The sequence below is a fragment of the Muricaecibacterium torontonense genome (assembly GCF_004793925.1).
Lineage (GTDB): Bacteria > Actinomycetota > Coriobacteriia > Coriobacteriales > Atopobiaceae > Leptogranulimonas > Leptogranulimonas caecicola.
This window is the reverse complement of record NZ_SRYE01000005.1, coordinates 64,711-77,397: the sequence shown is the minus strand read 5'-3', so window position 1 is coordinate 77,397 and position 12,687 is coordinate 64,711. Positions and strand designations below refer to the sequence as shown.

Genomic DNA, 12,687 nt, shown 5'->3' with positions numbered 1-12,687 from the left:
TTTGCTACCGCTCTTGATGCCTATAGAGCCACCACGCGATAGCCCATAATGGTGCTCACTGGCAGCTCGCCCGGATGCTCTAGCTGCTCAATAAGCATTTCTGCACTCTTTTTTCCGCTGGTACGATAAGTGAAATGCACCGTGGGAATGCCACCGGTAAGCATGGAAACCACTTGGTTGTCGCCAAAGCCCGTCACGGTAATGGCAGATTTTCCCTGATGCAGCCCTCGCTCCCCTACCGCACGAAGTGCGCCTGCGGCAATGAGATCGGTAGAACAGCAGATGTAATCGATGTTAGTTTTAGCGGCAGCTGCCTCATCCAGCAGCTGCCGAGTGACCTGAAGACCGGACTCTGAGGAAAACTCGCAGCGCTTGATATAGGTAGGGTCCAGCGAGGCGCCCCATTCAGCAAGCCCCTCCTTGAAGCCTCGAAGCCGAGAAACGCCTACCGCCTCATCCTGGGGATCCACTGCCAGGTAGGCAAAGCGTGCGCCAGGTTTTGCGGCTGCGAGCTTTGCAGCAAGGCTGCGAGCGGCTCCAAAGTCATCCTGGAGCACGCAACTGACCCCCTCATAGCGCTGCCCCACCACCACCGCAGGCACCTGGCAGCGCTCAAAGAAGTCTTTGTGGGCTTGGTCTACCGTGGTGCCCACCAAGATGAGACCGTCCACGGGGTAGGCGGCAAAAAGCTCGAGGTAGTCAAGTTCTAGCTGAGGGTCGTTGTCGGTATTGGCCAAAAGCATCTGGTAGCCGGCAGCAGAAAGCCCTTGCTCCACGCCGGCAGTAATGCGGGCCACGCTCTCAGAGTTGATGCGGGGGACCACTACACCCACCAGCTTAGAGCGGCCTCGGCGCAGGTTGCGGGCTTGCTGCGACGGGCGATAGCCGCACTCCATAATGGCTGCAGCAATGAGAGGGCGTTTCTCGGCAGCTACATAGCCATCGTTTAAGTAGCGAGACACCATGGCGCTGCTTACGCCGGCAATCTTTGCGACATCTTTGATGGTGGCCATAAGGCTGCCCCCTACTCTAGGCAACTCCTTGTGTAATCGTGTACATAATACCTGAACACAAGAGGAACTCCCTAGAAAAAGCGCCTCGCAGGCAAGCCTACGAGGCGCTCGGCAGTCTGACGGAGCGCATTGCTACTCGGAGAGATCCTCAAGCTGTGCGGCAAGGCGACTTAACGTGGCCTCCAGCTCAGCCTTGCGAGTCTGCTTGGCCTCGATGATCTCTGGGGCGGCCTTGGCGATGAAGCCGGGGTTGGACAGGGTCTTCTCGATACCCGCCAGCTCGCCAGTAGCCTTCTTGATCTCCTTCTCCAGGCGTTTGGCCTCGGCGCCAAAGTCGATAAGCCCTTCGAGTTGCACATAGGCCTCGAAGTCTGGGTCTACCAGAGAGACCGAGGAACCAGGCTTTTCCACATGCTCGCCTACGGTGAGCGAAGTGACGAAGCCAACTTTGGAGATGAAGTCGCGCTGAGCTTCCAGACGAGCGGACTCTTGAGGGGCTGCCTTTACCACCACATCCACCGCCTCGCGAGGAGACAGACGATAACGGGCGCGGATGGAGCGCAGGCCAGAGATGAGACGCTTGGCGATGTCGAAATCTGCCTCTGCCTCGTCATTCATGAACTCAGCCACCAGCGAAGGATCGGGCCAGAGGCTCATCATCAAGAATCGGCCCTCATGGGCTGGCTTGAGGGAGGGCTTGTCGGCAGCCTCATAGAGGTCCAAGCCAGAGACGGGCAGGGCATCCCAAATAGTCTCGGTCACAAAAGGCATGCCGGGGTGCAGCAGGCGCAGCGAGACGTCCAGGGTGTAGACCAGATTGCGCTGAGCGGCCAGGCGCACCTGGGAATCGTCGGAGTTGAGACGGCCTTTGCACAGCTCCACGTACCAGTCGCAGAAGTCGTTCCAGAAGAAGGCTTGCAGGTCGCGGGCATAGTCGCCAAAGCGATACTCGTCCAGCGCACGGGTGGTAGAGTCCACGATCTTGGCCAGGCGAGAGAGCATCCAGGCATCCTCGGCGGTGGCAGCGGTGGGTTGGCCAGGCTCGTAGCCCTCAAGATTCATGAGCACAAAGCGACTGGCGTTCCAGATCTTGGTCACAAAGCCGCGGGCCTGCTCGGTGCGAGGGCTGCCGGCAAACTCGCCGGTCTTCTTGTCGAACTCGGCGTCAAAGCGCACGTCCTGGTTGTTGGTGATGAGGGTGAGCAGGTTGTGGCGCATGGCGTCTGCGCCATATTTGGCCATGAGATCCATGGGATCCACGCCGTTACCCTTGGACTTGGACATGCGGCTGCCGTCTTTGGCCAGGATTGTGGCGTAGATGACCACGTCCTCGAAGGGGATCTGATCGGTGAAGTAGAGCGAGCTCATCACCATGCGGGCCACCCAAAGCGCAATGATGTCGCGGGCGGTGACCAGGGCCTTGGTGGGATAATGGCCCTCCATCTCCTCAGGATGCTGCGGCCAGCCCTGGGTGGCGAAGGGGAACAGCTGCGAGGAGAACCAGGTGTCCAGCACGCTGGGGTCCTGAACCACATGATGGCTGCCGCACTTAGGACATACCTCGACATCGTCCATGGAGGCGTCTTCCCAGCCACAGTCCTGGCAGGTGAACACCGGGATCCGATGACCCCACCACAGCTGGCGGGAGATGCACCAGTCTTTGACGTTGTCCATCCAGGTGAGGTAGGTCTGCTCCCAACGGGTGGGATGGAAGGTGATGGCACCGGAGGTCACGGCATCTGTAGCCGGACCCTTGAGCTTGTCCACCGCCACAAACCACTGCTCAGAGAGCCAAGGCTCCAACGTGGTGTCGCAGCGATAGCAGTGCATGACCGAATGCTCGTGGTCTTCCACATGATCCAGCAGGTCGTGGTCTTCGAACCACGCCAGGATGGCGGTGCGGGCCTCATCGCGGTCCATGCCGGAGAAATCGCCGTAGCCGTCCACCACGCGAGCATGCTCATCAAAGATGTTGATCTTCTCCAAGCCATGAGCCTCGCCCATGGCAAAGTCGTTGGGGTCATGGGCGGGGGTGACCTTCACAAAGCCGGTGCCAAAGCCGGCGTCCACATGCCAATCGGAGAAGATGGGAATCTCACGGCCCACGATGGGCAGCACCACAGTGGCGCCCACGAACTTGGAGGACTCAGGGTCGTCCTGAGACACGGCAATGCCGGTGTCGCCCAGCATGGTCTCAGGACGGGTGGTGGCCACCACGATGTAATCCTTGCCGTCTACCGGCTCTTTGAGGGGGTAGCGCAGGTACCAGAGGTGGCCCTTCTCGGTCTTGTACTCAGCCTCGTCGTCAGAGATCGCCGTGGTGCAGGAAGGGCACCAGTTCACGATGCGCTTGCCGCGATAGACGAGCCCCGCATGGTACCAGTCGCAAAAGACCTTGCGCACCGCATAGGAAAACTCAGGGCTCATGGTGAACTGCTCGTCCGAGAAGTCTGCCGAACAGCCCATGCGCTTGATCTGTTTGATGATGGTGCCGCCGTAGTCGCGGGTCCAGTCCCAGCAGGCATCGATGAACTTCTCGCGGCCCAGCTCCAGCCGAGAAATGCCTTCGCTCTTGAGCTTTTTGTCCACCTTGGTCTGGGTAGAGATGCCGGAGTGGTCCAAGCCCACGATCCACCGGGTAGAGACGCCCTTCATGCGGTTGTAGCGGATGAAGGCGTCCTGAATGGTGTCGTCCATGGCATGGCCCATGTGCAGCACGCCGGTCACATTGGGGGGCGGAATCACTACGGTGCAGTCGCCCACACCCTTGTTGCGCTGGTAGCATCCACCGTTGATCCAGGCTTCCACGAGCTGCGGCTCGACAGTTTGCGGGTCATAGTTTTTGGGCAGGTCACACACAGCTGTACCCTTTCGCAAAGTGGCGTTCTCCATAGCCGTCCTTTGAGCCTGCGACTCTGAGAACAGCGTGCCTATTGTAGCCCTTGGCAGGCTCGCTCGCCTATTTCTTGCCGAGAAGCCCCACCCTAAAACATGTTGCACGCACCGGGTGACTCAGGGCCTGCCTTAGAACAGTAACGCTAGTAGATGTCGTCCTCATCGGCAGTGGCGGCCTCGATCATCTGAGAGAAGGCCACAGGGTCTGAGGTCTCCTGTTGGGTGAAGACGCCCTGGTGGCGCTCGTCGTTGCGCACGTCCTCGATGGCGTCGACGAGGTCGTCGGCCTCAGGGCCGTCTGGGTGCTCGGCAGAGAGCATCACTGCCAGCTCCTCATCATCCATCTCGCTCTCATCGGCAAAACCCAGGTCGCAGAGGCGCTTGGAGGTCACCTCTTCATCTTCATAGGTGGTCTGGGAGAGCATGGCTTCGCCCCCTGCGATGGCAGCCTTGCACCTCTCGTGGGTGAGCTGGTCCTCGTCAGCATCGTATTCATAGATGTCAAAGGCAATAACGGCCTTCTGGGCCTCCAGCTGCTCCATAAGCTCGCCGGCCTGAGCCACCGAGAGCGAGCCGCAGAGGCAGTGGCCACCTCGTCGTCAAAGCTGTCAGGAGTAGAGCCGCTTATGGTGTAGACTACTTGGCCGTCCTCAGGATCTTGGCCATAGACCGAAGTGATGCCCCACTCCAGCTTGTCCTCGTCATAGCTGTCAAGGGCAGCCTGCCAGATGGGCTTGAACTCCAGGTTGTCTGCCAGATCCTCAGAAATGCTCATCGTGCCGTAAAACACCGTTGCCATAGCTGCTCCTCAAAACCTTGACTGAAGCCTTGCGGCCCCAGCGACCATCGCTTTTGGGTGCCAGGAGCAAAAGTCCCTTGCACCATGCCATATCTGCGCTACTAGATACCCACTCACAAGGCCGCCATTGCCCCTGCGCGAGGCCTCCACTATTTGCCTGCGCTTCTCATCGCCCGTCCCAGCGCCTTGGGCGCGCCGCTGGCCGGATTATTTGGCCGGTGGACCTGCGCGTTTTCCACTGGTTGCCCAATAGAGCCATTATCTCTATCTTTTGCCATCTTTCTGGCTGGTCTTAAGGCTTAGAATGCCCCCGCTGTGGGATACTCTTACCAACGCTCTACACCCATCTAAAGAAAGGGGGTGGCATGAGCAAAGGCGACGTTTTGGGATTTGATGCCAGTCGAGCTCCCAAAAAAAGTAGCACACTGCGCGAATTTGGCGCTACCAGCGCAGGCATTCAAGCAGTTTTTGATGCCTGTGACAACCACGATTATTACAACCTCATAGAGGCGCTTGAGCCCTTCTCCCCCTCTGCAGACACGCTGTTGGAGATATCGCTCGCCTTTCGCATGAACAATGACAAGCTTCTGCGCACGGCGGTCAACCAAGCTTTGTTCGAGGACGCCCCCAAAAACAAGGGGTCGCGCCTGCGCCGTGAGACGGAAGACAGCGTCATGCTTCAAGAGGTGCTGCCTACCTGCTTGGTCTACATGCTAGATAAGATGCGCGAGAAAGACTACGCCCCGGTCATCGGTACCATCCAGCTGCTGCTGGACGAGTATGGCAATCCCCGCCAGCGCCGTCGCGCCAACACCGTACGCGATGCCGGAGCTCGCGCCCAGGCAGACCGCGAGATCTCAGAGATCCTCTCTTCTCAATCTGCCGAGAAGAAACCATCCCCTCAAGGTCCGCCCGCCTAAGGCTCGAGGCATTCGCGCTCATGCAAAAGGCAGGTCACCGCATCTTAGGTGACCTGCCTTTATTGGTATCTGGTGCGCCCGGACAGGATCGAACTGTCAACACTCGGTTTAGAAGACCGATGCTCTATCCATTGAGCTACGGGCGCCTATCTGGGAGGCTTTTGACTCTTGGACCGCTTGTCCTGCCGAGAAACGCCTGCCTGCCGCAGGAGAGGCTCTAGATCCTCGTAGGTCCTGCAGCACACTTACTTTAGGTCATTTTGACCTGGCCGCCTATCAAGAAATTGCAATTCTTGGCGCCAGGCCACAGACTCGAAGGTGCACGGTGGCTCTGCTCGATGAAGGGCAGCCTGCGCTAAAGGTCTAGCAACAGCTCGGCGATTTGGACGGCGTTGGTGGCGGCTCCCTTGCGGATCTGGTCGCCGCAGCACCAGAAGGTGAGGCCGTGGGTGCCGGGAGCAGCAGAGAGGTCCTCGCGGATGCGGCCCACATAGACCAGGTCTTGGTCGGTGGTCTCAAGCGGCATTGGGTATTGCTGGGTTCCTGGATCGTCCACCACCTTGACTCCAGGGGCTGCTGCGAGAATCTCGCGAGCCTCTGCCGGGGTGAGCGGACGCTCCAGCTCCACCGTGATGGACTCGGAGTGAGAGCGGGCTACCGGCACGCGCACGCAGGTGCAGTTCACGCGCAGATTGGGATCGTGCATGATCTTGCGGCCCTCGTTTTGCATCTTCATCTCTTCAGAGGTATAGCCTGCTCCGTCAAAGCCGCCGATCTGGGGGATCAGGTTGTAGGCCAGCTGATAGGCGAAGGCGCGAGGCTTGGGCATGGGCATGCCCTCCACAATGGCTTGATTCTCTGTTTGAAGCTCTTCCATGCCGGGAAGGCCGGCGCCAGAGGCCGCCTGATAGGTAGAACAGATGATGCGCGTCACGCCAGCAGCTGCAGCCAACGGAGCAACGCACACCAAACCGATGATGGTGGCACAGTTGGGGTTGGCGATGATGCCCTGGTTGAGGGCCACGTCTTGAGGGTTGATCTCGGGGATCACCAGCGGCACGTCAGGGTCTAGGCGAAAGGCGCTGGAATTGTCCACCACGCAGGCGCCTGCGGCCACCGCGTGAGGCAGAAGGGCCTCGGCCACAGGATTGTCTGCAGCGCCCAATACGATGTCTGCCCCTGCAAAGGAGTCGGGTGTGGCCTCCTCCACTCGCACCAGCCGCCCGTTCCAGGCGATGATGGCGCCTGCCGAGCGCGCGCTGGCCAAAAGGCGCAGCTCGCCTACGGGAAAGTCGCGCTCTTCCAAGCACTGCATCATCTGCTGGCCCACGGCGCCGGTGGCGCCCAGAATGGTCACGTTTTTTTGATCTGCCACGAGATCCCCCTTAAAGATCTTGGGTTTCTACCTACGATGGGCGGGTTTCTCGGCAGCCAAAAGGCCGCCAAAAGGCCGCCGCTACTCGATGAAGGCGTCGTAGACTGCCTGGACGGTGCGCTCGAAATCCTCGTTGTTCACACCGATGATGATGTTGATCTCTTGGGAGCTCTGGGTGATCATGCGCACGTTGATGCCTTCGTTGCCAAGCACGCCCAAAAGCTTGCCCGAGGAACCGGGCCTGGAGCTCATGGACCGGCCAACCACGCTCACCAGAGCCAAGGTGTCGATGACCTTGACGGTGTCCGGCTTTACTTCGCGCTGAATGTCGGCCACGATGGAATAGATGGAGTCCTTCACGTCTTTGCCGTTCACCACTACTGAGAAGGAATCGATCCCCGTGGGCACATGCTCGATGGAGACGTGGTAGCGCTCAAAGATGGAGAGCACCTGGCGCATGAAGCCCACCGCGTCGCTCATGTGGGTCTTGGCGATGTAGACCGAGAGAAAATCCTTGCGACCGGCGATGCCGGTGATCACCGGATCGTCAGGGGTGGCCTCCACGCGTTCGCGGATGATGGTGCCACCCTCCTCGGGCGCGTTGGTGTTCAGGATGGCGATGGGAATGTTGGCCTCGCGCACCGGGAAGATAGCCTCCTCATGGAGCACGTTGGCGCCCATGTAGGAGAGCTCGCGCATCTCGTCGAAGGTTATGGACTCGATGGTGCGGGGCCTGTCCACGATGCGGGGGTCGGCAGAGAGGAAGCCCGAGACGTCCGTCCAGTTCTCATAAAGATCTGCCGAGAGGGCGTTGGCCAAGATGGAGCCGGTGATGTCTCCGCCGCCGCGATCCAACAGCTTGATCTCGCCGTCGGTGGTGGCGCCGTAGAAGCCCGGCATCACAAAGTGGCCCACCCGCACCACCAGCTCATGGACACGGTCAGCGGTGCGCTCCAGATCCAGCGACCCGTCGTGGTGAAAGACGATGGCGTCGGCGGCATCCACAAAGGGAAGCCCCAGGTACTCGGCCATGAGGTGGGCGGTGAACCACTCGCCGCGGCTCACAATGTATTCCGGGGAGTCGGAGGCCAGGCCCGCCCTGAAGTCGGCGAACTTCTGGGCCACCGGCCAGGTGAGTCCCAGATCCTCCTTGATATCGACGAAGCGCTGCTCGATGTCGTCCAGAAGCGCCGTGCAGTCGACGTTGTACTCTCGGTGGGCGTTCACCAGATAGAGCAGGTCGGTGACCTTGTTGTCGCCAGAAAAGCGCTTGCCTGCCGCGGAGACCACCACAAAGCGGCGGGCGTCGTCTGCGGCGATGATGGACTTGACTTTGCGAAACTGCTCGGCCGAGGCAACCGAGGAGCCGCCAAACTTTGTGATCTTGAGCATGGGGTCTCCCTCATGTAGGTGGCGCGATGAGACAAGGACGGGGGCGCAGGGCATGCAAGCTGCCGAGAAACACGTACCCTCAAGGGCCGTTAGTCTTGGGTGGCGAGCGCAGCCATGAAAGTGGTCGGGTCTTGGGACAGAAGCTTCTGGCAAAGCCCTGCGGCCGCTACGGCTGTGAGGCCATCCAACAGGACCAGGCCGCTCTCTTGGACTTGAGCGCCCTCGGGAAGAAGGTCTTGTGCCTGGGTGCGCACCAGGTAGCTGGAGGTGAGCAGCTCAGGCTTCCAGGCCAAGCGCTCCTCGCGGGGATAGACGGGCTTTTGGCCCGCGGCGCAGTCCAGAAGGTCCTGAACGATGGCGTCGCCGGTGGGCAGGGCTCCTGCGCCCTGGCCAAAGAACTTGAGGGGGCCCACGAAGTTTCCTACCAGCGTGGCCAGGTTGAAGTTGTCAGGCACGTTGGCCTCCAGAGAGGCAGCAGGCACCAGCACGGGCTCCACCGCCGCCGCATAGCCTTGGCCGTCCTGGGTGGCACGAGCCATAAGGCGCACGCCATAGCCCATGGCGCCGAAGGCCTCTAGATCCTCTTTGGCAAGGTTGCGGATGCCCATAACGGGAATATCGCGGCGGCAAAGGGTGTTGAAAGCCAGGGTGGTGCCGATGATGCACTTGTTGACCACGTCGATGCCGTCGATGTCCGCGGAGGGATCGGCCTCTGCATAGCCCAGCGCCTGAGCCTCTTTGAGCACCTCGTCAAAGGAGGCGCCCAGGGTGGCCATGCGATAGATGATGTAGTTGGAAGTGCCGTTCAGAATGCCGGAGATCTGGGTGATGGTATCGGTGCGGCGGGCCTTCTCGATAGCGGCGATCCAAGGAATGCCGCCGCCCGAGCTGGCCTCTACAAAGAAGCCCACCCCTGCTTTGGAAGCCGCCTGGCTGAACTCCGGCAGATAGGCGGCCACCACGGCCTTGTTGGCGGTGACTACCGACTTGCCTGCGTTCAGGCACCGCATAATGAAGCTGTGAGCGGGCTCAAGGCCGCCCATGGCCTCCACCACGCAGTCGATGGTGGGGTCTTCCACGATGTCTTTGATGTCGTAGGTTACGCGAGGGTCCTCATAGGTATTGGGTAGCGTAAGGATTTTGACGACCTCCAATGAGGGCACGGCGCTGTCTACGATCTCGATGACGCCGCCACCAACGGTGCCTGCGCCGAGAAGGGCGATCCTCATGTTTGTTAATCCAATCTTTCCGTTGGCCGCGCGTCTTATAGCCGGCCGCGTCCTTAGGTACCATGGGAGAGACGCATCCAACGAACCCTAAGGGAGTCGTCTCGATGAAATCGTTCTACCACAGCACTCGCTCCTTCTCGCAACCCGTAACAAGCAAGCAAGCAATTCTTGAGGGTATAGCGCCCGACGGAGGCCTTTTCGTGTCCGATGGCGCCTTCGACGACCTCGTTGAGCTCTCAGATATGTTGGCGGGCACCTATGAGGAGCACGCTGCAGAGATCTTGGGAAGACTGCTGCGCGATTTCTCGGCACAGGAGCTTTCGGGCTGCGTGCGCCGCGCCTATGGGTCCACCTTTTCAAGCCCTGCAGTGACCCCGGTGACTCCTGTGGGAGATGACTTCTTGCTGGAGCTCTATCACGGCCCCACCAGCGCCTTCAAAGACGTGGCGCTCCAAATGCTGCCCCAGCTCATGGGCGTGGCGCGCCAAGGTGACGGGCGAGACATCATGATCGTGTGCGCCACCTCGGGCGATACCGGCAAGGCGGCGCTGGCTGGCTTTGCGGGAGTCGAGGGCTGCGGCGTCACCGTGTTTTACCCCCATGGCAAAGTGAGCGACGTCCAGCAGCTGCAGATGGCCACCCAGACCGGCCATAACGTGGAGGTCTGCGCCGTAGAGGGCAACTTCGACGATGCCCAAAGCGAAGTCAAGCGCATCTTTGGCGACCATCAGCTGGCAGGGCGCCTGGAGGCCCAGGGCTGCGTGCTCTCCAGCGCCAACTCCATCAACATCGGCAGGCTGGCGCCTCAGGTGGTCTACTACTTTGACGCCTATGGCCAGCTGGCAAAAGAGGGCGCTCTAAAGCTGGGCGATCCTGTGGACTTCTATGTGCCCACGGGCAACTTTGGCGACGTGCTGGCAGGCTACTATGCCAAGCGCCTGGGGCTTCCGGTAGGCCGCCTCTACGTGTGCTCCAATGCCAACGACGTCCTTTGCGACTTCTTGGAGACCGGCGTCTACGATCGCCGCCGCGACTTCCACAAGACCATCTCACCCTCCATGGATATCCTCATCTCGTCCAATCTGGAGCGCCTGCTCTACTATGCTTCCGACGGCGACGTGGAGCTGGTCTCCTCCCTTATGGACTCTTTGGCAAAAGACGGCGTCTACCAGGTGCCTCAGCCTGTCATGGACACCATCCGCGAGACCTTCAGCGGCGGCAAGGCCACCGACCAGGAGACCCGCGCCACCATTGCGCGCACCTGGAATGAGACCGGCGTGCTCATAGACCCCCACACCGCTGTGGCCAAGACCGTGCTTGACGCCACCGAGCCTGAGGGCCGCGTACGTGTGGTCCTCTCCACCGCCAGCCCCTACAAGTTCTCCGCCGAGGTCTTGCGCGCCCTGGACCCCGCTGCCACCTTTGCCGACGGCTTCGAGGCCATGGATCGGCTGGCAGCCCTCACCCATACCCAACCGCCCGCACAGCTCTCGGGCCTGCGCTCCCTGCCCGTGCGCTTCACCCAGGTGGTGGAGCGCCCTGCCATGACCCAGGTGGTGGAGCACGCTTGCCAGTCCGTCTTCGATCTTTCCGATGCCGAGAAACCCATAGCCCCTGAGGCCGGGTCCTTCTCGGCAGCAGAGAGCCAGGAGTAGCCGTGAGCGCCTCAGACCTCATCCTGGACGCAGGGGCACCGGCGACACGTGCGCGGGTGAGGGTGCCCGCGACCTCGGCAAATCTGGGCTGTGGCTTCGACTCTCTGGGCATGGCGCTCACCCTTTACAACGAGTTTCTGTTTGAGGCGGCGCCCCAGCTCTCCTTTGAGGGCTGCGAGGCCCGCTTTGCCAACGACCATCACCTGGCCTACACCACCTGGCGGCGCACGCTGCGCTCGCTGGCCGATGAATCCCGAGGGTCTGCGGCCTTGTGCGACCCTGCCAAAGTGCATCTGTCCTGCGCCAGTCAAGTGCCGCTCTCGGGCGGGCTGGGATCGAGCTCCACCTGCATTGTGGCAGGCATCGTGGCCGCCTATGCCATGGCCGGCGTGGCCCTTGCTCGCGAGGAGCTGCTGGAGAGGGCCACCCGAGCAGAAGGCCACCCAGACAACGTGGCTCCTGCCAGCCTAGGAGGCCTCACCTGCTCCTTCATCGCACCAGAGGGCCAGGTGGTGAGCCTTGAGAACCCGGTAGACAAGCGCTGGCGCTTCGTGGCGCTATCCCCTGCCTATGAGGTGCGCACCTCCGAAGCCAGGCGGGTGCTTCCACCCTCGGTGCCCTTGGAAGATGCGGTGTGGTGTTTGGGCCGCTGCCAAGGGACCATTCGAGCCTTGGAGACCGGCGACGGCGCGCTTTTGCGAGCCGCCTGCACAGACAGGCTTCATGAGCCCTATCGCAAGACGCTCATCCCTGATTACGAGCCTCTCAAAGAACTGGCTTTGCGCCTCGGCGCCGCTGCCTTTTGGATCTCCGGCTCAGGCTCCACTATGATAGCCGCCTGCTTGGACGAGCAGACGGCTGCCGACCTCTGCGAGGCTGTGCGGCAGCTCTCCCCCACGGTGGCCGCCCACATTCTCATGGCAGACAACCAAGGGGTTATCCTCTGCGAGCGCTAGCGGGCGCTTTTGCGGGAGCGCCTGTGCGACGTCAGCCGCTGGATGAGCAAGGCTGCCAAAAGACCGCAGGCAGCACCCGCAATATCGATGGCCACGTCGCGCAGCGCCCCCTCGCGCAGGGGCACAAAGAGCTGCAGCGTCTCGTCGAGGGCAGGAACCGTGCAGAGAAGTATCGCTTGGATCCAGCGCTGGCGCCTGGTATGAGGCGCCGGGGGCAGCTGTGTGAGCGCGCCCAGCACAAAGTACTCTGTGAAGTGTCCCAACTTGCGCACCACAAACTGCTGGGCGTCCAACGATGTGAGACCCAACGCCTCCAGGCAGGGGGCCACCAGGTTCACCACTCGCAGGCTCTCATGACTCGAAGCTGCGCCGGGCACCAGCGAGCGACTCCAAATGAAGAGGACCCACCCAGCCACAAGTCCCCATTTCGCCCAGCGGCGCCAAGAGTGGCGG

General features: G+C 61.0%; 10 protein-coding genes and 1 tRNA gene. 3 read left to right on the top strand and 8 right to left on the bottom strand.

Annotated elements, in window-relative coordinates; translation table 11 throughout:
- Positions 1–20: 20 nt before the first annotated feature.
- The 3 genes from E5334_RS07895 to E5334_RS07885 all read right to left on the bottom strand — a co-directional run bounded on the left by E5334_RS07895 (position 21) and on the right by E5334_RS07885 (position 4,471).
- Positions 21–1,013 (bottom strand): LacI family DNA-binding transcriptional regulator, encoded by a 993-nt coding sequence (locus E5334_RS07895; RefSeq protein WP_136013050.1) that lies wholly within the window; start codon positions 1,011–1,013, stop codon positions 21–23.
- Between the two features lie 132 nt (positions 1,014–1,145).
- Positions 1,146–3,905 (bottom strand): valine--tRNA ligase, encoded by a 2,760-nt coding sequence (locus tag E5334_RS07890; RefSeq protein ID WP_275438992.1) that lies wholly within the window; start codon positions 3,903–3,905, stop codon positions 1,146–1,148.
- Between the two features lie 146 nt (positions 3,906–4,051).
- Complete coding sequence (locus tag E5334_RS07885) at positions 4,052–4,471, bottom strand: hypothetical protein (RefSeq protein WP_136013049.1); 420 nt, start codon at positions 4,469–4,471, stop codon at positions 4,052–4,054.
- Positions 4,472–5,072: 601 nt separating this feature from the next.
- Here E5334_RS07885 and E5334_RS07880 point away from each other — a divergent pair.
- The gene (locus E5334_RS07880) at positions 5,073–5,627 is read left to right on the top strand and encodes a hypothetical protein (protein WP_136013048.1); all 555 of its coding nucleotides are present in this window, start codon (positions 5,073–5,075) and stop codon (positions 5,625–5,627) included.
- A gap of 70 nt (positions 5,628–5,697) precedes the next feature.
- Here the strand turns inward: E5334_RS07880 and E5334_RS07875 are convergent.
- From E5334_RS07875 to E5334_RS07860, 4 genes are all read right to left on the bottom strand, one after another.
- A tRNA-Arg gene (locus E5334_RS07875) sits at positions 5,698–5,773 on the bottom strand.
- A 209-nt stretch (positions 5,774–5,982) separates the two neighbouring features.
- Positions 5,983–7,002: an aspartate-semialdehyde dehydrogenase gene (locus E5334_RS07870; protein ID WP_136013047.1), complete on the bottom strand. Its 1,020-nt coding sequence runs from the start codon at positions 7,000–7,002 to the stop codon at positions 5,983–5,985.
- Between the two features lie 81 nt (positions 7,003–7,083).
- Entirely contained in the window at positions 7,084–8,394 is a 1,311-nt protein-coding gene (locus tag E5334_RS07865) for an aspartate kinase (protein WP_136013046.1), read from the bottom strand.
- An 89-nt stretch (positions 8,395–8,483) separates the two neighbouring features.
- Positions 8,484–9,623 (bottom strand): homoserine dehydrogenase, encoded by a 1,140-nt coding sequence (locus E5334_RS07860; protein WP_136013045.1) that lies wholly within the window; start codon positions 9,621–9,623, stop codon positions 8,484–8,486.
- Positions 9,624–9,727: 104 nt separating this feature from the next.
- Here E5334_RS07860 and thrC point away from each other — a divergent pair, with 104 nt between their 5' ends.
- Together thrC and thrB are read left to right on the top strand one after the other, a co-directional pair.
- Positions 9,728–11,278, top strand: coding sequence for a threonine synthase (thrC, locus tag E5334_RS07855; RefSeq protein WP_136013044.1), 1,551 nt, complete (start codon positions 9,728–9,730; stop codon positions 11,276–11,278).
- A 2-nt stretch (positions 11,279–11,280) separates the two neighbouring features.
- A complete protein-coding gene (gene thrB, locus E5334_RS07850) occupies positions 11,281–12,234 on the top strand; it encodes a homoserine kinase (protein WP_136013043.1) in 954 nt (317 codons plus the stop codon).
- Here the strand turns inward: thrB and E5334_RS07845 are convergent.
- Positions 12,231–12,650, bottom strand: coding sequence for a VanZ family protein (locus E5334_RS07845; RefSeq protein WP_136013042.1), 420 nt, complete (start codon positions 12,648–12,650; stop codon positions 12,231–12,233). The two genes, thrB and E5334_RS07845, sit on opposite strands and share 4 nt — an antisense overlap.
- Between the last annotated feature and the right edge of the window lie 37 nt (positions 12,651–12,687).